This window comes from Caulobacter sp. UC70_42 (assembly GCF_044056025.1).
Lineage (GTDB): Bacteria > Pseudomonadota > Alphaproteobacteria > Caulobacterales > Caulobacteraceae > Caulobacter.
Genome location: NZ_CP171994.1, coordinates 3,231,071 through 3,255,349 on the forward strand (window position 1 = coordinate 3,231,071; position 24,279 = coordinate 3,255,349).

A 24,279-nucleotide genomic window follows, 5' to 3' on the forward strand; every position below is an offset into this window, starting at 1 on the left:
TAACCCTCTTGCGTTTTAACCACGCTACAGAACCTTGGGACTCTGTCCCGATTCCTCCACAGTGAATCGTGCAGCCACTACATCTGGCGTTTTGGTCGCGTTTACACCCCAGGAATCGGTGACTAGCGTTTTCCTCAGATGCGAGGAGATCGATTCGCAATGACTGCGGCGTCGCCATGGAGCGTTAAGGGGATCGACCCCAAGGCACGGGAGGTCGCCAAGGACCTCGCGCGTCGCTCCGGCATGACCCTGGGGGAATGGCTCAATCGCATGATCATCGAGGGTGATGGTCAGGCGGCGGATCAGTTCTCGGACAAGCCCGCGGATCGGGAAGAGGCGCGTAGCCGCGCCTATCTGGAAATCGTCAAGGAAGACGCGCCCCCGCGTATCGAGATCGCCGAGCATCCGGCCGACGAGGTCGGCCGCGTGGCCCTGGCCCTCGACCGGCTGACCCAGCGCATCGAGGCCGCCGAGGGCCGCAACGCCGCCGCCATCTCCGGCATCGACCATTCCGTCCGTGACGCGCTCGCGCGCCTGGGACAGTCGGAGCGTGAACAGATCGCCGTCGCCGCCCGTTTCGAGGGGGCCGTGAACGAACTGAAGACCGAGCAGGCGCGCGCCGCCGAGCGCACGCGCCGCATGGAAGCCGAGGCGGCCGGGCCGCGCTCGGCCGAGGCGCTTCGTGCGCTCGAAGGCGCCCTGGGCAAGGTCGCCAGCCACCTCTATGACGGCGAGGCCCGCACCCGCGAGGCGATCGCCGCATTGGAAGCCCGCGTCAACGCGACGTCGGCGCCGCAGGATCCCACCGCCTTGGTCGACGCCGTCGTGGCGCGCCTCAGCGAACGCTTGGAAGCCGCCGAGACCCGCACCAGCGAGGCCCTGCGCGACATGAGCTCGTCGTTCTCGGCGCTGGACCAGCGTCTGGGCGCGGTCGAGGGCGCCAATCCGGCCGCGGGCGTGCAGGAGCGCCTCGAACAGCCTGGCCGTCAGCCTGACCCAGAAGATGGAAGCCGCGCGCCTGGAGATGGCCGCCAAGCTGAAGGAATCCGCCGACGGTCGCTTCGACCGCATGGAGCGCAAGCTGGGCGAGATGGCCGCCCACGTTCAGGCCGCCGAGCAGCGCTCGGCCCAGGCCATCGAGCGCATGGGCCGCGAAGTGGTCGGCGTCGCCGACGCCTTCAATCGCCGCGTCCAGGCGGCCGAGCAGCGCAACGCCACGGCCATCGAGCAGGTCGGCGGCGAGGTGGCGCGCATCGCCGCCAGCGTCGAGCACAAGCTGAACCGCGCCGACAGCGTCCAGGCGCAAGCCCTGGAAAAGCTGGGCGCGGAAATCGCCCGCATCACCGAGAAGCTGGCCGAGCGTATCGGCAGCGCCGAGCGCCGCAACGCCCTGGCCATCGACGATGTCGGCGAGCAGGTCGCCCGCGTCACCGAGCGCCTGAACCAACGCCACGAACGCTCCAGCCAGGAGCTGGTCGACCGCATCCGCCAGAGCGAGGAACGTACGCTCCGCATGCTGGAAGAGGCGCGCGAAAAGATCGACACTCGCCTGCACGACGCCCAGCGCAAGCTGGAAGCCGCGGCGCCGCCGGTCGCGCCCGCTCCCGCGCCCGCTCCCGCGCCGGCCCGTGTCGCGCCGGCCCCGGCGGTCTCGCCGTTCGACGATCCCTATTTCGGGCGGTCCGCCTCGTTCAGCCAGTCGTCTTCGTTCGACGACGATCAGGACGTGTTCGAAGCGCCGGTCGCCCCGTCGCGCGAGCCCAGCTTCGAGATCGCCGAGTTCCCGGCCGCCGAACCGGAAGAGCGCGCCTTCGCGCATGACGACTACGCCCTGGCAGACGGCTTCGAGCCGGAAGCGCCGCGCTACGAGGAGGTCGAGCCCGAGGTCTCCGACTTCGCGCCGGCCCAGCCCGCCCGGCCGATGTCCACCCGCGACATCATCGAGCAGGCCCGCGCCGCCGCGCGCGCGCCGCCGCGGCCGCCGACGCTAAGGTCGTGGGCAAGGCCAAGCCGGAAAAGAAGGCCAAGACCCCCAAGGCCGCGAAGGGGGAAAAGACCGGAACGCCGCTGTTCAGCGGCTTCGGCTTCGCCAAAAAGTCCAAGAACCGCCTGGGCGCGACCGTCGCCACCGCCGTGATGGTGTTTGGCGGCGCCGGCGCCCTGGGCGCCATGGTCGGCGGATTCATGCTGCTGAGCGCCGACGGCAGCGGGGCGACCCCGACGCGCGTCGCCGACGCCATCGCCGGCCGCAAGTCGGACGTCGAGGTCACTCGCCCGGAAGCCGACACCACGCCGGGCCAGCCGCGCGCCGCCGTGGCCCTGACCGCGGGCGCTGCGCCCGTCCAGGCCGACGCCCCCGCCGCGCCGGTCGCCACCGACAACGCCAAGGCCCTGTTCGAGGACGGGGTCCGCAAGATCGAGACCGGCGACCGCTCGGGCCTCGAGACGCTGCGCAAGGCCGCCAACGGCGGCTATCCCGCCGCCCAGTTCTATCTTTCGAAGATGTATGAGGGCGGCAAGGGCGGCGTGAAGCAGGACATGCCGGAAGCCCGCCGCTGGAGCGAACGCGCGGCCGCCGGCGGCGACCCCCGCGCCATGCACAATCTCGCCCTCTACTATTTCAAGGGCGAGGGCGGTCCGCGCAACTCGACCACGGCGGCGACCTGGTTCCGCAAGGCCGCCGACACCGGTCTGGTCGACAGCCAGTTCAACCTGGCCCAGCTCTATGAAAGCGGCCTTGGCGTCAGCCAGAACCCGGCCGAGGCCTACAAGTGGTACGTGATCGCCGGCCGTTCGGGCGACGCCACCGCCCGCAGCCGCGCCAACGCCTTGCGCGCTCAACTGACGGCCGAGGCCCAGCAGACCGCCGACCGCTCGGCCTTGGCCTTCCGTCCGCAAACCCAGACCCAGACGGCCAGCCTGACCGCATCGGCTCCGGCCGCTAACGCCAACCTCGGCATGGCCCAGAAAGTGCTGTCGCAACTCGGCTACTATCAAGGTCCGCGCGACGGCGTCGCATCGCCGGCCCTGCGCATGGCCATCGCCGCCTACCAGCGCGACCAGGGCCTGCCGGCGTCGGGTGCGATGGACGGCGAGACCCTGAACCGTCTGTCGGTTTACGCCCGCTGACCACTGTGCGTTGACGCAACCGCGCCCACCCGGCAATCAGGGATCTCTCTGACGTCGAGAGGGTCGCGCGCGCCTTGCACTTCTACCTGCCCATCGCCGAGGTGTCGGTGAACGCGCTGCTGCTGGTGGTGCTGGGCGGGCTCGTGGGCTTCATCTCAGGCATGTTCGGCATCGGTGGCGGCTTCCTGATGACGCCGGTACTGGTGTTCATGGGCATCCCCCCGGTCGTGGCCGTGGCCAGCGAGGCCAACCACGTCGCCGCCTCGTCGGTCTCCAGCGTCATCGCCTATAGCAGGAAGCGGTCCGTCGACTTCCGGATGGGCGGGGTGCTGGCCTGTGGCGGGGCGATCGGCTCGTTCATCGGGGTCGAGGTGTTCCGCTGGCTGCGCCTGATCGGCCAGGCGGACTTCGCCGTGTCGCTGTCCTACCTGCTGTTCCTGGGCGTCATCGGCGGGCTGATGCTGACGGAGTCGGTGGGGGACGATCCTGCGCCGCCGGAGCGGTCAGCCGCCCAAACCGCGCCGCGACCGGCGGCCCGCGCTGCTCTACGCCCTACCGTTCAAGGTGCGTTTCCCGCGCTCGCGGCTCTATATCAGCGTCATCCCGCCGATTCTGCTGGGCGTGTTCGTCGGCATTCTATCGGCGGTGATGGGCGTCGGCGGCGGCTTCATCCTGGTGCCGGCCATGATCTATCTGCTGCGCATGCCCGCGCCGGTGGTGGTGGGCACCAGCCTGTTCCAGATCGTCATCACCACCTCGCTGACCAGCGTGTTGCAGGCCGGCCGCAACCAGACGGTCGACATCGTGCTGGCCACTCTGCTGCTGATCGGAGGGGTGATCGGGGCGCAACTGGGCGCCCGGGCCTCGGGGCGTTTCCGCGCCGAGGAGTTGCGGGCGCTCCTGGCCCTACTGGTGCTGCTGGTCGGCCTGCGCATGGGCGCGGACCTGTTCATCAAGCCCGAGGAAGCCTTCGTCCTGATGACCGGGGCGACGCGATGATCCCGCTCGTCGAAGCGCCGCCGGCGCCTCCCCTCGTTCAGGCGCCGCCCGCGCCGGCGGTTTCCGCCGCCCTGACCGACACCGAGATTCGCGTCAGCTCTGGCTTCCGGGGCGCTCGGATCGTGCTCTACGGCGCGGTCTTCGATCCCAAGGACCGGCCCAGCGACATCGTCGTCATCGTCCGCGGTCCCGATCAGCCGCTGCGCATCGCCCGCAAGACCCAGGTGGCGGGCCTGTGGCTGAACAGCCGTCCCGTGGTGTTCCGCGGCGCGCCGGGATTCTACCGCGTGGCCTCCACCCGCGAGCTTCAGGAGATCGCCGGCTTCGCGCCGCTGCGCCATCTGGGGGCGGGGCTGGAGCACCTGGCCATCGCCGCGCCGCTGGAGCAGCGGGTCGAGACCACTTATGGCGTTCGCGACGTGGTGGTCAGCCGCCTGGGCGCGGACTATCTCGACTGGCGGCGCGCCGTGGTGCGCCTAAAGGAGAAGGCCGGCCTCTACGCCGCCGACCCGCGAGGCGTCCGGTTCGTCGACAAGGGTCTGTTCCGCGCCCAGCTGGACTTGCCAGCCGAGGCCCCGATCGGCCAGTACACGGCCCGTATCGTGCTGTTCCAGGACGGCAAGCCGGTGTCGATCCGCGACCGCGCCCTGGTGGTCGAGAAGGCCGGCGCCGAGCGGGCGCTCTATGTGTTCGCCAAAGATCGTCCGTGGACCTATGGGCTCGTGTCGGTAATAGTCGCGCTCGGGGCAGGGTGGGCGGCTTCGGTCGCCTTCCGAAGGAGTTGAGTCATGAACGAGTCCGCGGGCGAGCGGACGCCGGTTCCGCCGGCGGTATGGGTCTTTGGTCTATCGACCCTCATTCCCTTCTTCGTTTCGTCGGTGCTGTTCTGCTATGGCCCCGGCAGCATCCAGAGGTCGTCGCTGATCGCGCTGCTGTCCTATTCGGCCGCCATGGTCTCGTACTTCGGCGGCGTGCGGACGGGGCTGGAGATCGAGAACCCCAGTCCGCGCTGGTCGGTGCTGGGCATTTCGCTGCTGTTTCCCCTCGCGGGCTTTGGCCTTTTGCTGGGCGAGCTGAAGTTCGATCCGGCCTGGCAGCTGTCGGGCTTCCTGCTGGTCTTCCTGCTGCAATGGGTTTGGGACGTCACCGACCACGACGGCCCAACCTGGCGTCCGCGGATGCGCACCCTGTTGACCGCCGGCGCGGCCATCTCCCTGGCCTTCGCGCTGGAGCAGGCGCTGCATATGTGACCAGTCCTCGGCCGCTCAGTCCGGCCGCAGCGACTTCCGGCCCACCGCGTGGACCCGCTTGGGGCCCAGCGCGCCGGCCAGCAGCGGACCGGCGAACAGGTTCGAGAACGCCTCGTCCAGAATGTTCAGCCCGCCGGTGAAGGCACCGAACGCCGGGAGCACCAGCCTCTGCCCGTCGGTGACGAAGCAGCGGCGGCGCGTCGTGGCGCGGCCGCTGGTGATCTTGGCCGCCGGATGCAAGTGGCCAGCGACCTCGCCTAGCTGGACGCCCGGGACCGGCTCGTGGCGCAGGGTCAGGCCCGCGACAGCCGCCTCGTCGATGATCTCGCCCGGCAGGACCTTGGGGCCGTCGGCGTCGTGGTTGCCGACCGCCCACACCAGCTCCCGGCCGACCGCCAGGCCTTCCAGCCGTCGATAGTCGTCCGCCGCCAGCCGGGAACTCGCCGCCGCCGTCATGGAAGCTGTCGCCGAGAAAGATCAGCGTCCCGGGCGAGAGCAGGGCGATCTCGCGGTCCAAGCGGTCCAAGGTCTCGCGGGTGTCGTAGGGCGGCAGCATCTGGCCGAAGCGCGCGGCATAGCTGCTGCCCTTCTCGAAGTGCAGGTCGGCGACGACGAGCGTGTTCTCGCGTTCCAGCCACAGGGCGCCGGACCAGCGCAGCATGACCTCGACATTGGCCAGGGCGATCCGCAGGCCGCCGCAGAGCGAGGGTTCGAAACGCGTCACGACATGGCCTCGGCGATCAGGTCTTCCTCGGCCTCGGCCAGGATCATCTCGCCCGCGGCGTCGCCCGGCGCACGCTCGCGGCCGATCTCCAGCATGATCGGAACGGCGAAGGGCGAGACACGATCCAGCTGGACGTGGCGGATATGGCCCTGCACGCGGGTCAGCATGTCGCCCAGGCGGGCGATGTCGAGCATGCCGGTGGCGGCGTCATGGCGCGCGCAGCGGAGCATCAGATGATCGGGTTGGTGTTTGCGCAGCACGTCGTAGATCAGATCGGTGGAAAAGGTCACCTGTCGCCCTGACTTCTCGGCGCCCGGGTGGCGACGCTCGATCAGCCCGGCGATCAGGGCGCAGTGCTTGAAGGCCCGCTTCATCATGAAGCTCTCGTCCAGCCAGGCCTCCAGGTCGTCGCCGAGCATGTCCTGGGCGAACAGTTCGTCGAGATCCAGACCGTCCATCGGCCGCAGCGACCAGATGTTCAGCGCGTAGTCGTTGCAGACGAAACCCAGCGGCCCGACGCCCAGGCGGTCCAGTCGCCGGGTCAACAGCATGGCCAGGGTGGTGTGGGCCAGCCGGCCGTCGAACGGATAGCAGACCAGGTGGAAGCGCTTGCCGCGCTGGAAGGTCTCCAGCAGCATCTCGCCATCGCCCGGAATGGCCGAGCGGACCTTCTGCCAGTTCAGCCACTCCTGGACGTCGGCGGGCAGGGCGGCCCATTCGCGCTCGTCGTGCATCATCTGGCGCACGCGGCTGGCCAGATAGGTGGATAGCGGGAATTTCGAGCCGCCCCAGCTGGGCATCTTCGGATCGTCGTTGGGGGCGGGCGAGACGAAGGCGTCGGCGCCGACCAGGCTGTTGTAGCGCCAGACCTGCCCGGCGAAGACGAAGGTGTCGCCCGGCGTCAGCTGCTCGAAATAGCCTTCCTCGGCCTCGCCGATCTTGCGGCCGCCCATAGGTCTTTTGCCGCCGCCGATGCGGATGTTGATCATGCCCGGCGAGACGATGGCGCCGACATTCATCCGGTGCTGCTGGCGGGCCTGGGCGTTGCGCGCGGTCCACAGGCCGTCGGCGTTCTGCACGATGCGGCGGAACTTGTCATAGGTGCGCAGGGCGTAGCCGCCCGTCGAGACGAAGTCGACGACGGTCTCGAAGTCCTCCCAGCTGAGCTCGGCATAGGGACCGGCCGAGCGAACCTCGTCATAGAGCTCGGTCAGCTTGAAGGGCTCCGAGCACGCGCAGCCCATGACGTGCTGAGCCAGGACATCCAGCGCGCCGACCCGCGGCGGGTCGCCGTCCAAATGGTTCTCCAGGATGGCGTCGGCGGCGGCGCGGCACTCCAGCATCTCGAAGCGGCTGGCGGGCACGAACAGGGCGCGGCTGGGTTCGTCCAGGCGGTGGTTGGCGCGCCCGATCCGCTGCACCATCCGCGAGGCCCCCTTGGGCGCGGCCAGCTGGATGACGAGATCGACGTCGCCCCAGTCGATGCCCATGTCCAGGGTCGAGGTGCAAACCACGGCCCGCAGCGCGCCGCGCGTCATGGCGGCCTCGACCTTGCGCCGTTGCTCGGCCGACAGGCTGCCGTGGTGCAGGGCGATCGGCAGGTCGTCCTCGTTCAGCTCCCACAGGCGCTGGAAGGCGAACTCGGCCTGGAAGCGGGTGTTGACGAAGATCAGCGCCGTCTTCGACGACTTGATGATCTCGTAGACCTCGGCCATGGCGTGCTCGGCCGTGTGGCCGGCCCAGGGGACGCGGCCGCCGGAGACCAGCACCTCGACAACAGGCTGGGCGCCGCCGGAGCCGAGGACGAGGTCGATACTGTCGCGGCCGCCGTCGCCCAGCCACCTCCTCACCAGGTCCGGATCATCCACCGTCGCCGACAGCCCCACCCGTCGCATCGACGGCGCGAACTGCTGCAGGCGCGCGAGACCCAGCGCCAGCAAGTCGCCCCGCTTGCTCGGCCAGATCGCGTGGGCCTCGTCGATGATCACGCAGCGCAGGTCGCTGAAGTATTCGCGCGCGCCTTCCCAGGCGCAGAACAGGGCCAGTTGTTCGGGCGTGGTCAGCAGGATGTCCGGCGGTCTCACCCTCTGGCGGGCCTTGCGGGCCTCGCCGGTGTCGCCCGTGCGGCTCTCGGCCACAATCTTCAGGCCCATCTCGCGGATGGGGGTCAGGAGGTTGCGCTCGACATCGACGGTCAGGGCCTTCAGCGGCGAGATGTAGAGGGTATGCACCCCCGCTGGCGTGTTACGCGGCGGGCGCTCGGACAGCTCGATCAGGCTGGGCAGGAAGCCGGCCAGGGTCTTGCCGCCGCCGGTCGGGGCGATCAGCAGGGCGCCGCGTCCCTCGCGCGCCTTCTCCAGCATGGCCAGCTGATGCTCGCGCGGGCTCCAGCCGCGGGCGGCGAACCAGTCTCGAAACCTGGGAGGAAGGGCGTCAGCCGCGAGCATTGACCGCGATATAGCATGTTCCCCTTCTGTTTCATCTGTCTTTTGAACCCGTATCGGGCGAGTCCGGTTGCGCGGGGCCGAGCGCGCGGTTGTCTGCCTTGACGCCCCGGCCGCCGATGCGACGATCCGGGACGGTGGGGACCTGATGCGCACCAGAGTGCTGCCCGCGATGTTGGCCTTGGCGTTGTCGCCGTCCTTATCGATGGGCGGCGGCGCGGCTTTCGCGCGGGTCGATGGCGCCGCCGAAGCCAAGGCGGCCTTCGCCGCGACTTCTGAGGAGCGCCCAGGACGGCGACGCCACGCGCTATGTCGACCTGGCCAAGCTCTACCTGGACGGCGAAGGCGTCGATCGCGACGTGACCCAGGCCCTGGCCTGGCTGCGCAAGGGCGTGGCCGGCGGCGATCCCGACGCCATGGTCGAGCTCGGTAATATCTATTTCGACGGCGCTGACGGGGTGAAGATCGACCGCCGCGCCGCCATGAAGCTCTACGCCCAGGCCGCCCGGTTGGGCGATCCCAATGGGATGTACAATCTCGGCGTCGCCTACGAAGGCGGCGAGGGGCTGCCCGAGAACCCGCGCCTGGCGCTGGCCTGGTACCTGAAGGCCGCCGCCGCCGGGTCCGCGCGCGGCTATTATAGCGCCGGCGAGGCCTATCTGGACGGCGATGGCGCGCCGGTCGACACGCCCAAGGGCGTGGCCCTGCTGCGCAAGGCGATCGAGATGGGCTCGCCCGACGCCATGAACGAGATGGGCCGGCTGCATTCGGAGGGGACGGGCGTGCGCCTCGACCCCGCCGAGGCCCTGAAGTTCTACCGCGCCGCCGCGGCCAACGATCTGGCGGCCGGCATGGCGAACCTGGGCGTCGCGCACCACAACGGCGAGGGCGTTCCCGTCAACTACACGGAGGCCATGCGCTGGTTCCAGATGGCGGCCGATCGGGGCTATCTGGAGGCCTGGTACGACCTCGGCGTCATGTGCGAGCGCGGGCAGGGCATCAAGGCCGACGATGACCTGGCGCTGCGGATGTATCGCAAGGCGGCCGAGAGCAAGGACGCCGACCTGCGCCAGAAGGCCCAGAAGGCGATCAACCGCCTGCAGGGCGTCGACGACGATGACGAGGTGCCTGTCGTCTGAGGCGCTAGGGAAGCGCTTGTTCTTATTCTGTTTCGTCGCGGTTTCTGCTAACGGAGTCGGGTGACCGCTTTCCCGCCGACTCTGGATCTCGCCCCCGCGCTCGTCGTGCTGCCCGGGCCGCGCGCGGGCGTGGCCGACGGGGCGGGCGAGGGGCGGATGTTGCGCCCGCCGGACGCCCGCGACCTGTTCGAGCATGGCCCGGTGCTGGTGGCCCACGCGGCCATGACCGCCCGCCGCCTGAACCTGTCGCCGCCCTCGCGCCATGCCCGCCTGTTTGACGTGCTGGAGCTCTATGCCTTCGTCCGGCCGGCGACCTTCTGCGCCCCGTCGGCCGTGGGTCTGGCCATGGCGCTGGGGTTGCGTGAACCGCATGGCGCCGCAGAGCAGGCCCAGAGTTTGCGCGAGAGCGCCGACGCCCTGCTGCGCGATCTGGCCCTGGCGCCTGTCCCGTCGCGCGAGGAAGCCCTGGCCGTCGCCGAGACCCTGGCCAAGGCCGGCTGGTCGTGGGGCCCCGCCGTGATCGGCGCGCTGCGCTCGGTTCAGGCCGGCAACCAGTTTCGCGGCTCGGGCCTCGATGTCTGGGCGCGTCTTGCCGAGTGGGAAGACCAGGCCCCGCCCGGCGAGCCCGGCTCGCGGCCGATCGATCCTGAACGCGCCGGCGAGCGCCTGGCCGAGCTGCTGAAACGCTCCGGCCTGGACGAGGTGCGCGAGGCCCAGGTCACCTTCGCCAAGGAGGCGGCCTTCGCCTTCCAGCCCCGCGAGCGCGAGGGCGAGCCGCGCATGATGCTGGCCGAGGCCGGCACCGGCGTCGGCAAGACGCTCGGCTACCTGGCGCCCGCCTCGCTGTGGGCCGAGGCCAACGGACCGTCGGTCTGGGTCAGCACCTACACCCGCGCCCTGCAGCGCCAGATCGAGCGCGAAAGCCGCTCGATCTATCCCGACCCCAAGGAGCGGGCCAGGAAGGCCGTCGTTCGCAAGGGGCGTGAGAACTATCTCTGCCTGCTGAACTTTCAGGAGCAGATCAACGGCGCCCAGCTGGGCAATGGCGATCTGATCGGCCTGGCGCTGACGACACGGTGGGCGCGGGCGACCCGCGACGGCGACATGACCGGCGGCGACTTCCCCGCCTGGTTGCCGACGCTGTCGGCGGTGCCGCCTTCGGCCCAGGCCAGCCCGTCGAACCTGGTCGATCGGCGCGGCGAGTGCATCCACGCCGGTTGCCAGCACTATCGCATCTGCTTCATCGAGAAGGCCGTGCGGGCGTCCAAGCGCGCCGACATCGTCATCGCCAACCACGCCCTGGTCCTGACCCAGGCCGCCTTCGACGGCGCGCGGACGGCGCGGGGCCTGAAGGGCGACAACGAGACCACCAGCCTCAAGCGCATCGTCTTCGACGAGGGCCACCACCTGTTCGAGGCCGCCGACAGCGCGTTCTCGGCCGCCCTGTCCGGGGCCGAGGCCGCCGAGCTGCGCCGCTGGATCCGCGGGCCCGAGGGGCGCGGTCGGCGCGGCCGGGGGCTCGAGGCGCGCCTGCTCGACATCCTCGGCGACCGCGAGGGCGCGCGTGGGGCGATGACTCAGGCCCTGCACGCCGCGGCGGCCCTGCCGGGCGAGGGCTGGTCGGGTCGGGTGGCGCCGCCGGACGGCCAGATCAATCCGATCGGGCCGATCGAGAATTTCCTGGTCGCGGTGATCGAGCAACTGCGGGCCCGCGTCGGCGAGCGGGGCGGCGGCGCGGATCTGGGCCTGCAATGCGACGCTCGACCCGCCACCGATCTGGTCCGCGAGCGCGCGCCGGAGGCCGCCAAGGCCCTGGCCGCCATCGAGGCCCCGCTGCTGGCTCTGGCCCGCGCCTTGGAAGACGTGCTGGACGAGGACGCCGAGCACCTGGGCCCCTCCGAACGCGCCCGGATCGAAGGCGCGCTGCGCGGTCTGGACCGCCGCGCCCGCATGACCCTGCCGGCCTGGCGCTCGATCCTGAAGGCGATCGAGGACGACGACGTCGAGCCCAGCGAGACCGATCCGGACTTCGTCGACTGGTTCGAGGCCACGTTCCTGTACGGTCGCGTGGTCGACGCCGCCTGCCGCCGCCACTGGGTGGACCCGACCGAGCCGCTGCGCGCGGCGGTGCTATCGCCGGCCCACGGGGTGCTGGTGACCAGCGCCACCCTGGTCGACCCGGCTTTGGAAGATCCGTTCGCGCTGGCGGAGATGCGGACCGGCGCGGCCCGCCTGCCGACCGCGCCCAAGGTGCTGCGGCTGGTGTCGCCGTTCGACTACGAGAACAACGCCAAGGCCTATGTCGTCACCGACGTGAACAAGGAAGACCCGCGCCAGGTCTCGGCCGCCATGCGCGAGCTGTTCCTGGCCGCCGGCGGCGGCGGGCTTGGCCTGTTCACCGCCATCCGCCGGCTGAAGGCCGTGCACGAGCGCATCGCCGCCCCGCTGGCCGACCAGGGGCTGGCCCTTTACGCCCAGCACGTCGATCCGCTGGAGGTGGGCGCGCTGGTCGACATTTTCCGGGCCGAGGAGGACGCCTGCCTGCTCGGCACCGACGCCATCCGCGACGGGGTGGACGTGCCGGGGCGCTCCCTGCGTCTGCTGGTCTTCGACCGGGTGCCGTGGCCGCGTCCGGACGTGCTGCACAAGGCCCGCCGCCTGCGTTTCGGCGGCAAGGGCTATGACGACGCCGTGGCCCGCGCCCGCATCAGCCAGGCCTTCGGCCGCCTGATTCGCCGCGCCGACGACAAGGGCGTGTTCGTCATGCTGGACGCCGCCGCGCCGACCCGGCTGTTCTCCAGCCTGCCCGAGGGCGTGACCCTGGAGAGGGTCAGCCTGGTCGAGGCGATCGAGGCCACGGCCGCCTTTCTGGCCAAACAAGGCGCCTGAAGACTTCGCCCTGACTCAAAGCCGTCGAATTTCTGCAATCGACGGAGCCTAGAAGCCCTCCTCGGGGATAGGCCGTAGGAGCGTACCGATGATCAGACCCGCCGACCCCGCGATCGATGAAGCCGCCGCCCCCTCGCGGGCTCGGTCCGCCCGCGCCCTGGTTCAGGCGGTCCGTTGGCGCACAGGCTTGAGCCAGGCCGACTTCGCGCGCAGCTTCCACATCGACCGGAAGCTGCTGGAAGACCTGGAGCACGGCGACGTCCGCCCCGACGCCGCCCTGACCGCCTACCTCCGCGTCATAGACCACGCCCCCGACGTAGTGCGCGAGGCGCTGGAACGCTCGGATCTCTAGCGCGGCCTTAGCGTCCATCAGCCCGCCGCCGACGTAGCTGCTCCAGGCAAGGAGCGGATACATGCGGCGATGGATGGTGATGGCGGGGATGGTCTGGGCCTTGAGCGGGTCCGCCCACGCCTTCGAACTGACGGTCAAGGCCCAGGCGGCCCTCGCCAAGGGGGAGGCCTATGCCGAGGTGACGCCTGATCCGGATGGCGTTTCAGGCCGCGTGCGGGCGGTGGTCGACATCGCCGCGCCGCCCGAGAGGGTCTGGGCGATCATGACCGACTGCGCCACGGCGGGGCGGATGATCACCAACCTCGCCAGCTGCCGCATCATTTCGGGCGACCAGCGCAGGGGCTGGGACATCCGCGAGCACGTCACGCGGCGCACCTTCGTCTTTCCGGGGATGCGGATCGTGTTCCGCTCGGACTACGAGCCGGTCAGCCGGATCCGCTTCCACCTCGTGGAGGGGGATCTGAAGGTCGAGCAGGGCGAGTGGCGGCTGCAGCCGCTGGACGGCGGGCGCGGCACGCGGGTGTTCTACGACAACCGCCTGGCGGTCGACTGGCCCGTCCCCAAGGCCATGATGCGCGAGGCGCTGCGCAAGGATACGCCGAAGGTCCTGATGAACCTCCGGCGCGCCTGCGAGCAGGGTTAGGCGACGTCGATATATTTGATCAGCGTGGCCATGTTGGCGATGAACGCGGCGGTCGAGACGCCGATCTTCGGGTTCGGATCGGGATAGGGCGAGGTATCGTACTTGTCGCCGACCTTGGTCTCCGAGAAGTCGCCCGGCGTCGGCTCGGCCGGAGGCTCGCCGGCATAGGGATGGCTGGTCGAGGTCAGGGGCGTGGGCCACCAGCCTTCGGCGTTGAGCTCCACGGTCAGCTTGGCGACCTTGTCGGCGTCGGCCGACACGGCCTTGGGGGCGGAGCTGGACAGGTCGCCGCCGACCGACAGGTCCTCGACCGAGATGTCCTTGACCATGAAGTATTTGGGCAGCGGACGCTGGCCCTTCAGCGGCGAGTGCTTGCTGGCCTCTTCCGGCGGCGTGGCTTTCAGCGTCTCGTAGCGGGCGCGCAGGCCCTTCACATCCACGTTCCGGAACGACGAGTAGTGGGTGACCGTGTTGTGCGGGTTCTCGTCGGTGAAGTAACGGCCGCTGACCACGTTCGAGCCGGTGCGATGCACGTACAGCGGTCGGCCGTTGCCGATCTGGATGAAGGTCGGATAGCGCGGCTTGCCGGGCATGACGTCGTCGGGCAGGCGCACGGAGTCCAACCAGTCCAAGGCCTCGGGCACCCGGGTCAGGTACTTCGGGTCGCCGGTCAGCTGGTAGAAGGTCATCATCTGCGACAGGCAGCTGGCCGTGGCGTGGGTGGCGAACGCCTTGGGCTCGTAGGTGCGGGCGCCGGCCGGCTTCAGGTCGGCTATGGTGTGCTGCAGGCCCCAGGCCGGTTGCGGCTGTGGCTGTTGGCAGGCGATGTAGCAGTCCATGGCGCGGCGGATCGGCTCCAGGACGCTCTTATCGCCCAGGGCCTGGTAGACCATGATCAGGAACTCGATGTTCTCGCCGATCACATCGTCATTGAAAGTGATGAAGCTGGTGTAGTCCGGGTTGCCGTGGTGGTGGAACTCGTTCTTCAGCGGATAGCGCTGCGGCCAGCCGCCGACGGGATACTGGCTCTCCAGCACGAACTTGAGGGCCTTCTCGAAGGCGGCCTTGTACTTCGGATCCTTCTTTTCGACGTACATGCGCAGCATGAACTTGCAGCACTCGGCAGTGCCTTCGTCGTCGAAGGTGCAGTTGCCGTAGTAGTGCTGGAATTCCTCGAGGCGCCAGCCGTTCTTGCCGATCGTGTCGTACCACCGCTTCAGCGAGGCCTCGCCGGCGAAGTCGCCGATATAGTTCCAGCCGCCGGCCGGGTTCTGGATAGCGATCAGGGCGTCGGCGGCCTTGCGGGCGGCGTCGTAGTAATATTCGTCCCGGGTGGCGTGATAGGCGTCGAGGAACAGGTGACCGACCGTGCCGGTGCCGGGCGGCTGCACCCAGATCATCGTCGGAAAGGCTTCCATCTCGCCCCAGCGACGCGACAGGTCGGCCGAGTAGGACCAGACATAGCCGCCCTTGTAGGCGGCCTTCTCGACCATGAACCTGGCCGCCTTCTTCATGGTCCCCAAGGCGTCCGCCTTGGTCGGCGCGGCCAGGGCCTTCAGCGGCAGGCCCGCGGCGGCGAAGGCGGCGGCCGTGGTGGCCATCAGGCGGCGACGGGAGAGGGGGGAGAGCGGCATGCGGGACTCCGGATGAGGCGGAGCCGTCGACGATCGGAAAGCCGCTAGAGCCTGTTTGGACAGGTTCCATCTCAAAGCCTGGAGCGTGATAGGCGCCGAAATCGGCATCCATTTTCGACTGTCGCGCTAGACGGCTTTTGGCGTTTCTCCCGGCCATGATGGCTCCGTCGTCTGATGCAACGGTTTCAGTTAACATGCTACCGGTGTCATAGCTTTTGGCTACCCACTTTTTGCGACGAGTTCTCTCATTCTGGGATGGCCGCGTCAGTGCGCCGCGGCCCGGCTCAAACCCCTTTTGTGCAAAGGATTTCAAGCCCCGTAGCGTCCCCGAAATGGGGCCTGCGACAGGTCGACGCGTTGCCTAAGGATCCGCGTTCGGCGAAAGCAATGGCGCCAGTTTACGAGGCGACGCCGCTGCGCTCGATGTCAGCGCGGCCGACGCCGTCCTGTTGGGGAACAGGACGACACCCCCGGACCTTCCAGGTCTGGGGGTGTTTTCATTCGCGCGTCATGCTTGCGAATTTAACATTCTGTGACAATTGGGCGCACGCAAAACGATGGTTAATGAACGGTGTGCGTCCAGCGGTCGCATGGTGGCTCTGTTCATGTCCTGTAAATGTTCGCCCCATGGGGAACAGCAACGATCATCTCAGCGAAGCCGAGCGTCTCGAGCGACAAGCCGAGATCGCCGAGACCGCTCATGTCCGGGCGGCGCTGCTGCGCATGGCCCAGGCTTCGCGCGGCGCGGCGGCCCTGCTGGGGCTGTTCGAAGCCTCGCGCGAAGACGGCCAGCCCTCGATTACGCGCTAACGCCCTCCAGGCAGACCGCCACGCAGCGCTTGGCCAGCTCTTCCGTCGCGTCGAGGAAGGGAACCGACAGGTCGGCCGCGCTCAGCACCAGCGGCACTTCCGTACAGCCCGCCACCACGCTCTGCGCGCCCTTGCCGACCAGGCGGTGGGCAAGGGCGGCCATGGTCTCGCGCGAGTCCGGGCCGACGTGGCCCTGCTTGATGCGATAGAGCAGGGCCATGAACTCGACCTGCTCGTGGTCGTCCAGCATCACCACCTCCAGGCCCATATGCGAGAAGCGGTCGCGATAGAGGCCGAGCGCCAGACCGGTGCCCAGCACGCCGACGACGCCGGCGCTCTTGGCCTGGGCGGCCAGGCCCGCCGTCTCCAGCATGTCGACCAGCGGCAGACCCGAGGCGCGGACCTCGTTGGCATAGGCATGGGCGGTGTTGCAGGCGATGGCCAGCACCTGGGCCCCGCCGTCGCGCAGGCCCGCCGCCATGGCGGCCAGCACGGGGCCCGGGTCCGAGGCGCTGACATTGCGGTCCGGCACCTTGGGATTGATGTCGACCAGCACCCGTAGGTGGTCCTGCTCGCGCTTGACCGGCGTGGCGGCCTGCAGCTTGGCCAGGAAGTCCAGGGTCGCCGCCGGGCCCATGCCGCCCAGCACCCCCAAGACCTTGCTCTGGGGAACTCTTGCTGATCGGAGGGCGGGCTCCAGCACGGACTGATAGCCGAACAGGCCCTGGGCGCCGCCGGTGTGCAGGAACACCACCCGCTCGTTCTTGAATGCGCCTTTGGCGGCCTGGTCGATCAGGCCTTTCAGCGCCTTGCCCGAATAGACCGGATCGAACAGCAGGCCCTCGGTCCGGGCCGCCAGGGCCAGGGCGTCGATCACGCCCTGATCGACCAGGCCATAGCCCTCGCCTACATAGTCGCAGTCGGCCACGACCATCTCGCGATTGACGCGGCCGGCCGCGCCGATCTTCTCGGCGGTGGCGAGCGCCAAGTTGAAGACGTTCTCCTCCTGCTTAGGCTTGGGGGCGCGCACGCCGAAGCCCAGGATGGGAATGTCGACCGACAAAGCGGCGAAGCCCGCCACCAGGCCCGCGTGGGTGCCGGCGCTGCCCGTGGCGGTCACGAAGCGGTCGATCTTCAGGTCCATCCCGTCGGCCTGGACCACCAGTTCGCGGGCGCAGTCGACATAGCCCAGCGCGCCGACCGTGTTCGAGCCGCCACCCGGGATGACATAGGGCTTGCCGCCGCGCTGGCGGACGCTGTCGGCGGTGGCTTCCAGCTCGGCGACCATGTCCGCGCCGCCGGGCACGTAGCGGATCGCCGCGCCCAGCAGCTTGTCGAGCAGGACATTGCCGTTGCCCATGTAGTCGCTGGCCTTGGAGCCGGTGCGTTCTTCCAGGATCACTTCAGTCCTGAGGCCGAAGCGGGCGCCAGCGGCGATGGTCTGGCGCACGTGGTTGGACTGCACCGCGCCTTGCGTGACCAGCGTGTCGGCGCCCTGGGCCAGGGCCTCGCCCAGCAGGAACTCCAGCTTGCGGGTCTTGTTGCCGCCGCCGGCCAGGCCGGTGCAGTCGTCGCGCTTGACCCAGAGGTCGATCCCGAGCGCCGCGCTCAGGCGGGGCAGCGGCTCCAGCGGGGTCGGCAGGTGGGCGAAGCGGGCGCGGGGAAAGCGGGCGAGGTGCATGAGCGGAAGTCCCTGACGGAGTCGCCGCCTCTGTTAGCACGACCCGCCCCCGATGCGATGGCGCCGCTTCGAGCCGCCGCGCGACGGTGCTATGATCGCAGCATAAGCGGCCGGCCAGAGAGACCGGCCCGATGGGAGGAAGACATATGCGAGCGATCCCTGTCGCCGCCCTCTGCGCTACGGCCATGCTGGCCGCCGCCGGAGCCGCTGGCGCTTCGAGCCTGATCATCGGCGGCGGTTCCGCCCAGGAATGCTCCGACGCGGCGGAAAAGGGCCGCACGGACAACCGCGCCGTCCTGGCCTGCACCACCGCCCTTGAGGTCGAGACTTTGAGCTTCCGCGATCGCGCCCGGACCTATGTGAACCGCGGCGTCCTGCAGATGCGCCAGCGTCAGTTCGACGCCGCTCGCGCCGACTTCGACCAGGCCTCGGCCATCGATCCGAACCTGGGCGAGGCCTATGTGAACCGCGGCGCGACCTTCGTCGGCGAGGAGCGCTATCGCGAGGGCGTGGAACAGATCGACAAGGGCCTTTCCATGGGCGTAAGGGCGCCGGAAAAGGCCTTCTTCAATCGCGGCCTGGCCAATGAAGGGCTCGGCGACCTGACCGCGGCCTATAATGACTATTCGCGAGCGGCCCAGTTGAAGCCCGATTGGCCGGCGCCGAAGACCGAACTCGCGCGTTTCACGGTCAAGCGGCCCTGACGCGCGGCGCGTCGTCGGCTCGCCCCGTTTGTAGGAGCATCCCGATGACGCGCACGGTTCTTTGGCTCACGATAGGCTTGGCGGCGCTGGGCGGCGCGGCCCAGGCCCAGACGACCTTGCGCGACATCCAGGCTCGCAACGCCGCGGCCCAGGCGGTCGACGACGTGCGGCGCGACATGCTGTCGAACCAGATCGACGTTTCGAACGCCAACGAGCGGGCCAGGACCCAGGTGATCCTGCGCGACCTCAACGATCAGCGAAGCGGGACCCTCCCGCCGCGCGACGACGCCGCGCGCCGTGACGCGGAGCTTTCAGCTTCGATCAGCCGCATGGAACGCTTGACGCAGGACGCTCTGGACCAGAGCAATGCGCGCATGCGGGCGATCAAGCCCGCCAGCCAACCGAACTGAGCGAGGACGGCATGGAGTGGGAAGGCGGACGTCGGTCCGGCAATATCGAGGATCGGCGCGGTCTGGGGCCTGTCGGCATCGCCGGCGGCGGCATCGGCGCGGTGGTGCTGGCCGCCATCGGCTATTTCGTGTTCGGTATCGATCCGCGCACCACCATGGAAGCGACGCAGGGCCTGCAGCAACCCGCCCAACAGGAGGGGACGCGCGGCCAGGTGTCCGATCGCGAGGGCCAGTTCATCGATGTCATAGAGACATCGAACCGCGAGGTCTGGACACCGATCTTCCGCAACGAGGGCGTCGACTACCGGCCGCCCGAGGCCATCGTGCTCTATAACCAGGCCACCGGCACGGGCTGCGGCACGGGCCAGTCGGCCATGGGGCCGTTCTATTGTCCGGCCGACCAGAAGGTCTATCTGGACCTGTCGTTCTGGCAGGAACTGGAAGGCCGCTTCGGGGCGAAGGGCGAGTTCGCGCGCGCCTATGTCGTCAGCCACGAGATCGGCCACCACGTGCAGCACCTGCTGGGCGCGGACCAGCAGGCCCGCCGCCTGGGCGCGCGGGGCGAAGAGAGCGGCTCTGTGCGGCTGGAGCTGCAGGCCGACTGCTATGCCGGCGTCTGGGCGGCCCACGCGGGGGAGGCCTCGGGCGGCAAGATCGTCATCAACCGCGCCGACATCCAGGACGGCCTGGGCGCCGCCGCCGCGGTGGGCGACGACACCATCCAGAAGCAGACCCAAGGCCAGGTCGTGCCCGACAGCTTCACCCACGGCAGCAGCGCCCAGCGGATGCGCTGGTTCACGCGCGGCTACGACCAGGGCGATCCGTCGGCCTGCGACACCTTCTCGGCCAGCCGCCTCTAGGGTCTACTTCCTCGGGGCGTAGGCGATCAGCTGGATCTCGACGATCCCGCCGGCGGGCAGCAGACCGCTGGTCCCGACGGCGGTCCAGGCCGGGTTTGGACCCTTGATGAACTCGCTTTTGACGGCGTTGATCATGGCCAGCTGCTCCCATCGCGGGGCGGGCTGATCGGGCCCCTCCCAGACGTGGAAGCTGTTGATCATCACCACGTCGTCGAAGGTGGCGCCCGAGGCCTTCAACGTGTTGTCCAGGGCGACGAAGGCGCGGCGGACCTGCCGCTTGAACGACTCCGGGTCCGTGCCCTCGTCCTTGGCGCGCCCGGCGACCGCGCCCGAGACGTAGAGCATGTCGCCGGCCCGGCGGGCAGGGGCGTACTTGAACTCGTCATAGGACTTCTGGTGACGTTCGGACGGGATGATCACCTCGCCGCCCGAGGACGGGATCGTCTTGGGATAGGTCTCCTGCGCCAGGGCGGGCGCGGCGATCAGGGCGCAGAGGATGGGCAAGGCCAGGCGGCGGAAGGTCATGGGGGATCTCCATGGAACGCGGGTCTCCGGATCGCGTGACCGGCCGCCGGCCGCAAGTGAATTAACCGTCACCCGGCGGCGCGGATGATCAGATCCACGATCGCCTTGGGATGCGAGATCATCGACACGTGGCTGGACGGCAGCTCGATGGTCGTCGCTTTCATGCGCTTGGCCAGGAACCGCTCGAGGTCCGGGTTGGTCGTCTGGTCGTTGGCCGAGACGGCGTAGAAGCTGGGTTTCTCGCGCCAGGCCGCGACCGTGGTCTTGCCGGCGAACAGGTTGGCGGCGATCGGCTGCTGGGTCGCGAAGAGCGCCAGAGCGCGGGCCGGTTCGACGTCGCCGGCGAAAAAGCGGACGAAGGCGTCCTGGGTCAGCCATGAATAGCCGTCGGTCGTCACGACTCCGGCCCGCACCGGCATGGTCGGATAGGTCGCAGCCAGGGCGTTGAAGTCCTCGCCGGCGTCCGGCGCACGGGCGGCGACGTAGACCAGGGCCGTCACCTTCGGGTCGACGCCGGCTTCGGTGATTGGCACGCCGCCCCACGAGTGGCCGACCAGCACGGTCGGGCCGTCCTGCCGCGCGAGGACCCGCCGGGTGGCCGCCACGTCGTCGGCCAGCGAGGTGAGAGGGTTCTGCACCGCCGTGACGTTGAAGCCCTTGGCCTGTAACGAAGGGATCACCTCGTTCCAGCACGAGCCATCAGCCCAGGCTCCGTGGACCAGAACAATGTTTTTCGCCGGTGTTCGAGCCAGGGCCGGCGTGGCGAGGCCTGCGGCGAGCGCGCCCAACAGGACGGCGCGGCGATTGGGGATGGCGTTCATGAGTATGCCCTCGGCGGTGGTGACCAGAGGCGGTCACGCTCCATTCGCGCCGGCAAGGCCAAGGGTAACGAGGTTGACGACTTCGTGATCGCCAGGGCGCGCGACGCTTGACCTTGGCGTCAACGCGCCTAGTGTCGGGCCGTTGTTCACCGGGGGGTCGCTCGCGCGGCTGAGATTGGGCTCTGGCCCTGACCCGTAGAACCTGATCCGGGTCATGCCGGCGAAGGGAGGGAACGCGGATCAGGGCTTTTCGTCCGTCCGTAAACCGACTCAAGCGCGCACGTCCGGGTCTCCTCGAAGCCGAAGGAGCGCCCGAAATGAACATCCAGACCACCATCAAATCCGTGGCCGAGACCATCTCGACCGGCTCGATCCCGGGCTCGCGCAAGGTCTACCAGGCCGGCCAGCTGTTCCCCGACATCCGCGTGCCGTTCCGCGAGGTGGCTGTCCACCCGTCGGCCAACGAACCGCCGGTGACCATCTACGACCCGTCTGGTCCTTATAGCGACCCGACTGTCGCCATCGACATCGAGAAGGGGCTGCCGCGCACGCGCGAGCCCCTGGTCGTGGCGCGCGGTGACGTCGAGCTGGTCTCCAATCCCCGCCAGGTGAAGCCCGAGGACAACGGCTTCGCCCAGGGCAAGCATCTGGCCCCCGAATTCCCGGACAACAGCCGTCCGATCTACCGCGCCAAGCCCGGCAAGCTGGTCACCCAGCTGGAATACGCCCGCGCCGGGATCATCACGGCCGAGATGGAATATGTCGCCATCCGCGAGAACCTGCGCCGCGAGCAGGACCGCCCGTGCGTGCGCGACGGCGAGGACTTTGGCGCCTCGATCCCGGACTTTGTGACCCCCGAGTTCGTGCGTCAGGAAATCGCCCGCGGCCGCGCCATCATCCCGGCCAATATCAACCACGGCGAGCTGGAGCCGATGGCGATCGGCCGCAACTTCCTGGTCAAGATCAACGCCAATATCGGCAACTCGGCGGTGCTCTCGACCGTCGCCGACGAGGTCGACAAGCTGGTCTGGGCCACGCGCTGGGGCGCCGACACGGTCATGGACCTGTCGACCGGCCGCAACATCCACAACATCCGCGACTGGATTATCCGCAACAGCAGCGTGCCCATCGGCACGGTGCCGATCTACCAGGCGCTGGAAAAGGTCAACGGCGTGGCCGAGGACCTGAACTGGGAGGTCTTCCGCGACACCCTGATCGAGCAGTGCGAGCAGGGCGTCGACTACTTCACCATCCACGCCGGGGTGCGCCTGCCGTTCATCCCGATGACCGCCAAGCGCGTCACCGGCATCGTCAGCCGCGGCGGCTCGATCATGGCCAAGTGGTGCCTGGCCCACCACAAGGAGAACTTCCTCTACGAGCGCTTCGAGGACATCTGCGAGATCATGCGCGCCTACGACGTGTCGTTCAGCCTCGGCGACGGCCTGCGCCCGGGTTCGACCGCCGACGCCAATGACGAGGCCCAGTTCTCGGAACTGCGCACCTTGGGCGAGCTGACCAAGGTGGCCTGGAACCACGGCGTCCAGGTGATGATCGAGGGGCCGGGCCACGTGGCCATGCACAAGATCAAGGCCAACATGGACGAGCAGCTGAAGCACTGCCACGAGGCCCCGTTCTACACCCTCGGCCCGTTGACCACGGACATCGCGCCTGGCTACGACCACATCACCTCGGCCATCGGTGCGGCGATGATCGGCTGGTTCGGCACGGCGATGCTCTGCTACGTCACGCCCAAGGAGCACCTGGGCCTGCCGGACCGCGACGACGTCAAGACCGGCGTCATCACCTACAAGCTGGCCGCCCACGCCGCCGACCTCGCCAAGGGCCATCCCGGCGCGGCGATGTGGGACGACGCCATCAGCCGCGCGCGCTTCGAGTTCCGTTGGGAAGACCAGTTCAACCTGGGCCTCGATCCGGAGACGGCCCGCAAGTTCCACGACGAGACCCTGCCGAAGGAGGCGCACAAGACCGCCCACTTCTGCTCGATGTGCGGTCCCAAGTTCTGCTCGATGAAGATCAGCCACGAGGTCCGTGACTTCGCGGCCGGCATCGCACCGAACGACGCGGCGCTGGGGATGGCCGAGATGAGCGAGAAGTTCAAGGAACAGGGCTCGGAGATCTATCTGAAAACCGAATAGGGCGGGTTTGACCCACCGCAAGGTGAGGCAGGAGGCGGCGGCTACAGCTTGGGCTTTCGGAGCCGCCGCCATGCCCACCCGTCGCGCCCTGATCGCCGCCATGCCGCTGCTGGTCGCGGGTTGTTCCGGCGGTGAAAGCCCCTACGACCGCGCGGTCCGGGACCTCTGGCGGCTGCCGGACCTGGGCGGCGGCGGCGTTCCGATGATCGCCCTGATCCGTGCCGCGACGCTGGCCGCGAACGGGCACAACACCCAGCCCTGGCGCTTTCGAATCGAGCCCCGCGCGATTGAGATCCTGCCGGACTTTTCGCGACGGACCCCGGTGGTGGATCCGGACGACCATCACCTGTTCGTCAGCCTCGGCTGCGCCTTGGAGACCCTGCTGCGGGCAGGGCTCGGCTATGGCTGGGCGGGCGAGCCGGAGCTTCTGCCGGGAGGCGGCGTCCGTGTGACCTTCTCCAGTGCGCCGGCGCGTCCCGACGCCCTGTTCCAGTCCATACCCCGTCGCGCGTCGACGCGGACCAAGTACGACGGAAGACCGGTGGACGCGGCCACGCTCCGTCGGCTTGAAGCCGCCGTTGGACAGGACGTGGGGCTTCGATGGGTGCTGGAGCCTGACGCGCGGGCTCGCCTGACGGACATGATCGTCGCCGGGAACAGCGCTCAGCTCGCCAATCCCGCCTTCATGCGCGAACTTACCGACTGGATCCGTTTCGACGCCGGAGAAGCCTTGGCGCGACGGGACGGCCTGTTCACGGCCGCTTCCGGCAACATCACGGCGCCGCGCTGGCTGGGCGAGCGGCTTTTGCCCATGGTCATGACGAAGAACGGCGAGGCCGATCGCCTCGCGGGCTGGATGAGGAGCTCGGCGGGCGCGGCGATCTTCACCGGTCCGGCCGAGACGCCCGCCAGCTGGATCGCCGTGGGGCGCGCCTTCACCCGGTTCGCACTGACGGCGACCGCCGCGGGCTTGAAGCTGGCCTTCCTCAATCAGCCGGTTCGAGGATCCGGCGACGCGCCGCCGGATGGCCGCATGGCTGTGTGAGCCGGCCAAACGCCCCGATCTCGTCGTCCGCTTCGGCTATGGACCCGAATTGCCGCGCTCCCTG

The 24,279-nt window shown here is 69.0% G+C and carries 19 protein-coding genes, 4 pseudogenes and 1 riboswitch; of the genes and pseudogenes, 15 read left to right on the forward strand and 8 right to left on the reverse strand.

The window, feature by feature from the left end:
* Positions 1-159 precede the first annotated feature (159 nt).
* A pseudogene (locus ACHMW8_RS16060) lies at positions 160-3,129 on the forward strand (peptidoglycan-binding protein).
* 82 nt (positions 3,130-3,211) lie between these two features.
* On the opposite strand, the gene ACHMW8_RS16065 reads toward ACHMW8_RS16060, so the two are convergent.
* Complete coding sequence (locus ACHMW8_RS16065) at positions 3,212-3,412, reverse strand: hypothetical protein (protein WP_395446075.1); 201 nt, start codon at positions 3,410-3,412, stop codon at positions 3,212-3,214.
* Between ACHMW8_RS16065 and ACHMW8_RS16070 the strand changes: the two are divergent.
* The 4 genes and pseudogenes from ACHMW8_RS16070 to ACHMW8_RS16085 form a co-directional block, all read left to right on the forward strand.
* Positions 3,315-3,572 (forward strand): annotated as a pseudogene (locus tag ACHMW8_RS16070) (TSUP family transporter); the annotation flags it as partial. The gene ACHMW8_RS16065 and the pseudogene ACHMW8_RS16070 sit on opposite strands and share 98 nt — an antisense overlap.
* Positions 3,573-3,693: 121 nt before the next feature.
* Positions 3,694-4,128: a sulfite exporter TauE/SafE family protein gene (locus ACHMW8_RS16075; protein WP_395445991.1), complete on the forward strand. Its 435-nt coding sequence runs from the start codon at positions 3,694-3,696 to the stop codon at positions 4,126-4,128.
* On the forward strand, positions 4,125-4,913 hold the full coding sequence (locus ACHMW8_RS16080; protein WP_395445992.1) for a TIGR02186 family protein: 789 nt from the start codon (positions 4,125-4,127) through the stop codon (positions 4,911-4,913). Before ACHMW8_RS16075 ends, ACHMW8_RS16080 begins: the two co-directional genes overlap by 4 nt.
* Positions 4,914-4,916: 3 nt before the next feature.
* Positions 4,917-5,378, forward strand: coding sequence for a DUF3429 domain-containing protein (locus ACHMW8_RS16085; RefSeq protein WP_395443091.1), 462 nt, complete (start codon positions 4,917-4,919; stop codon positions 5,376-5,378).
* Positions 5,379-5,393: 15 nt separating this feature from the next.
* Here the strand turns inward: ACHMW8_RS16085 and pdeM are convergent.
* Together pdeM and ACHMW8_RS16095 are read right to left on the reverse strand one after the other, a co-directional pair.
* Positions 5,394-6,102, reverse strand: a pseudogene (gene pdeM / locus ACHMW8_RS16090) (ligase-associated DNA damage response endonuclease PdeM).
* Positions 6,099-8,549 (reverse strand): ligase-associated DNA damage response DEXH box helicase, encoded by a 2,451-nt coding sequence (locus tag ACHMW8_RS16095; RefSeq protein WP_395443092.1) that lies wholly within the window; start codon positions 8,547-8,549, stop codon positions 6,099-6,101. Before ACHMW8_RS16095 ends, pdeM begins: the two are co-directional and overlap by 4 nt.
* Positions 8,550-8,782: 233 nt before the next feature.
* Between ACHMW8_RS16095 and ACHMW8_RS16100 the strand changes: the two genes are divergently transcribed.
* The 4 genes from ACHMW8_RS16100 (at position 8,783) to ACHMW8_RS16115 (ending at position 13,569) form a co-directional block, all read left to right on the forward strand.
* Complete coding sequence (locus ACHMW8_RS16100) at positions 8,783-9,685, forward strand: SEL1-like repeat protein (protein WP_395443093.1); 903 nt, start codon at positions 8,783-8,785, stop codon at positions 9,683-9,685.
* Between the two features lie 60 nt (positions 9,686-9,745).
* The gene (locus ACHMW8_RS16105; RefSeq protein ID WP_395443094.1) at positions 9,746-12,574 is read left to right on the forward strand and encodes an ATP-dependent DNA helicase; all 2,829 of its coding nucleotides are present in this window, start codon (positions 9,746-9,748) and stop codon (positions 12,572-12,574) included.
* Between the two features lie 88 nt (positions 12,575-12,662).
* Positions 12,663-12,926: a DNA-binding transcriptional regulator gene (locus ACHMW8_RS16110; protein WP_125156510.1), complete on the forward strand. Its 264-nt coding sequence runs from the start codon at positions 12,663-12,665 to the stop codon at positions 12,924-12,926.
* 61 nt (positions 12,927-12,987) lie between these two features.
* Entirely contained in the window at positions 12,988-13,569 is a 582-nt protein-coding gene (locus ACHMW8_RS16115; protein ID WP_395443095.1) for an SRPBCC family protein, read from the forward strand.
* Here the strand turns inward: ACHMW8_RS16115 and ACHMW8_RS16120 are convergent.
* Entirely contained in the window at positions 13,566-15,203 is a 1,638-nt protein-coding gene (locus ACHMW8_RS16120) for a pectate lyase (protein WP_395443096.1), read from the reverse strand. The two genes, ACHMW8_RS16115 and ACHMW8_RS16120, sit on opposite strands and share 4 nt — an antisense overlap.
* 627 nt (positions 15,204-15,830) lie before the next feature.
* On the opposite strand from ACHMW8_RS16120, the gene ACHMW8_RS16125 reads away from it, so the two are divergent.
* Positions 15,831-16,013, forward strand: coding sequence for a hypothetical protein (locus tag ACHMW8_RS16125; RefSeq protein WP_395443097.1), 183 nt, complete (start codon positions 15,831-15,833; stop codon positions 16,011-16,013).
* On the opposite strand, the gene ACHMW8_RS16130 is transcribed toward ACHMW8_RS16125, so the two are convergent.
* Together ACHMW8_RS16130 and ACHMW8_RS16135 are read right to left on the reverse strand one after the other, a co-directional pair.
* Positions 16,003-16,713 (reverse strand): aspartate/glutamate racemase family protein, encoded by a 711-nt coding sequence (locus ACHMW8_RS16130; RefSeq protein WP_395445993.1) that lies wholly within the window; start codon positions 16,711-16,713, stop codon positions 16,003-16,005. The two genes, ACHMW8_RS16125 and ACHMW8_RS16130, sit on opposite strands and share 11 nt — an antisense overlap.
* Positions 16,699-17,694, reverse strand: a pseudogene (locus ACHMW8_RS16135) (D-cysteine desulfhydrase); the annotation flags it as partial. The pseudogene ACHMW8_RS16135 and the gene ACHMW8_RS16130, both read right to left, overlap by 15 nt.
* A 146-nt stretch (positions 17,695-17,840) precedes the next feature.
* Here ACHMW8_RS16135 and ACHMW8_RS16140 point away from each other — a divergent pair.
* From ACHMW8_RS16140 to ACHMW8_RS16150, 3 genes are read left to right on the forward strand one after another with little or no spacing between them, the layout of a single operon-like run.
* Complete coding sequence (locus ACHMW8_RS16140) at positions 17,841-18,398, forward strand: tetratricopeptide repeat protein (RefSeq protein ID WP_395443098.1); 558 nt, start codon at positions 17,841-17,843, stop codon at positions 18,396-18,398.
* A gap of 44 nt (positions 18,399-18,442) precedes the next feature.
* A complete protein-coding gene (locus ACHMW8_RS16145) occupies positions 18,443-18,808 on the forward strand; it encodes a hypothetical protein (RefSeq protein WP_395443099.1) in 366 nt (121 codons plus the stop codon).
* A gap of 11 nt (positions 18,809-18,819) precedes the next feature.
* On the forward strand, positions 18,820-19,668 hold the full coding sequence (locus ACHMW8_RS16150) for a neutral zinc metallopeptidase (RefSeq protein WP_125156518.1): 849 nt from the start codon (positions 18,820-18,822) through the stop codon (positions 19,666-19,668).
* Positions 19,669-19,671: 3 nt separating this feature from the next.
* Here the strand turns inward: ACHMW8_RS16150 and ACHMW8_RS16155 are convergent, their stop codons facing one another.
* Entirely contained in the window at positions 19,672-20,193 is a 522-nt protein-coding gene (locus ACHMW8_RS16155) for a RidA family protein (RefSeq protein ID WP_395443100.1), read from the reverse strand.
* Positions 20,194-20,261: 68 nt separating this feature from the next.
* Entirely contained in the window at positions 20,262-21,014 is a 753-nt protein-coding gene (locus tag ACHMW8_RS16160) for an alpha/beta hydrolase (RefSeq protein ID WP_395443101.1), read from the reverse strand.
* Positions 21,015-21,154: 140 nt separating this feature from the next.
* Positions 21,155-21,260, forward strand: a riboswitch (TPP riboswitch).
* A 71-nt stretch (positions 21,261-21,331) separates the two neighbouring features.
* Here ACHMW8_RS16160 and thiC point away from each other — a divergent pair.
* Together thiC and ACHMW8_RS16170 are read left to right on the forward strand one after the other, a co-directional pair.
* Entirely contained in the window at positions 21,332-23,170 is a 1,839-nt protein-coding gene (gene thiC / locus ACHMW8_RS16165; RefSeq protein WP_395443102.1) for a phosphomethylpyrimidine synthase ThiC, read from the forward strand.
* A gap of 70 nt (positions 23,171-23,240) precedes the next feature.
* Entirely contained in the window at positions 23,241-24,215 is a 975-nt protein-coding gene (locus ACHMW8_RS16170; RefSeq protein WP_395443103.1) for an Acg family FMN-binding oxidoreductase, read from the forward strand.
* The last annotated feature ends 64 nt before the right edge of the window (positions 24,216-24,279 follow it).

What these genes read in the sequence shown, in the direction of transcription:
- ACHMW8_RS16065 (WP_395446075.1), bottom strand. Translation starts at nt 3,412, where the DNA reads ATGACGCTGGAGACCGACGAGGCGGCGACGTGGTTGGCCTCGCTGGCC.
- ACHMW8_RS16080 (WP_395445992.1), top strand. Translation starts at nt 4,125, where the DNA reads ATGATCCCGCTCGTCGAAGCGCCGCCGGCGCCTCCCCTCGTTCAGGCG.
- ACHMW8_RS16085 (WP_395443091.1), top strand. Translation starts at nt 4,917, where the DNA reads ATGAACGAGTCCGCGGGCGAGCGGACGCCGGTTCCGCCGGCGGTATGG.
- ACHMW8_RS16095 (WP_395443092.1), bottom strand. Translation starts at nt 8,549, where the DNA reads ATGCTCGCGGCTGACGCCCTTCCTCCCAGGTTTCGAGACTGGTTCGCC.
- ACHMW8_RS16100 (WP_395443093.1), top strand. Translation starts at nt 8,783, where the DNA reads ATGGCGCCGCCGAAGCCAAGGCGGCCTTCGCCGCGACTTCTGAGGAGC.
- ACHMW8_RS16110 (WP_125156510.1), top strand. Translation starts at nt 12,663, where the DNA reads ATGATCAGACCCGCCGACCCCGCGATCGATGAAGCCGCCGCCCCCTCG.
- ACHMW8_RS16115 (WP_395443095.1), top strand. Translation starts at nt 12,988, where the DNA reads ATGCGGCGATGGATGGTGATGGCGGGGATGGTCTGGGCCTTGAGCGGG.
- ACHMW8_RS16120 (WP_395443096.1), bottom strand. Translation starts at nt 15,203, where the DNA reads ATGCCGCTCTCCCCCCTCTCCCGTCGCCGCCTGATGGCCACCACGGCC.
- ACHMW8_RS16125 (WP_395443097.1), top strand. Translation starts at nt 15,831, where the DNA reads ATGGGGAACAGCAACGATCATCTCAGCGAAGCCGAGCGTCTCGAGCGA.
- ACHMW8_RS16140 (WP_395443098.1), top strand. Translation starts at nt 17,841, where the DNA reads ATGCGAGCGATCCCTGTCGCCGCCCTCTGCGCTACGGCCATGCTGGCC.
- ACHMW8_RS16145 (WP_395443099.1), top strand. Translation starts at nt 18,443, where the DNA reads ATGACGCGCACGGTTCTTTGGCTCACGATAGGCTTGGCGGCGCTGGGC.
- ACHMW8_RS16150 (WP_125156518.1), top strand. Translation starts at nt 18,820, where the DNA reads ATGGAGTGGGAAGGCGGACGTCGGTCCGGCAATATCGAGGATCGGCGC.
- ACHMW8_RS16155 (WP_395443100.1), bottom strand. Translation starts at nt 20,193, where the DNA reads ATGACCTTCCGCCGCCTGGCCTTGCCCATCCTCTGCGCCCTGATCGCC.
- ACHMW8_RS16160 (WP_395443101.1), bottom strand. Translation starts at nt 21,014, where the DNA reads ATGAACGCCATCCCCAATCGCCGCGCCGTCCTGTTGGGCGCGCTCGCC.
- thiC (WP_395443102.1), top strand. Translation starts at nt 21,332, where the DNA reads ATGAACATCCAGACCACCATCAAATCCGTGGCCGAGACCATCTCGACC.
- ACHMW8_RS16170 (WP_395443103.1), top strand. Translation starts at nt 23,241, where the DNA reads ATGCCCACCCGTCGCGCCCTGATCGCCGCCATGCCGCTGCTGGTCGCG.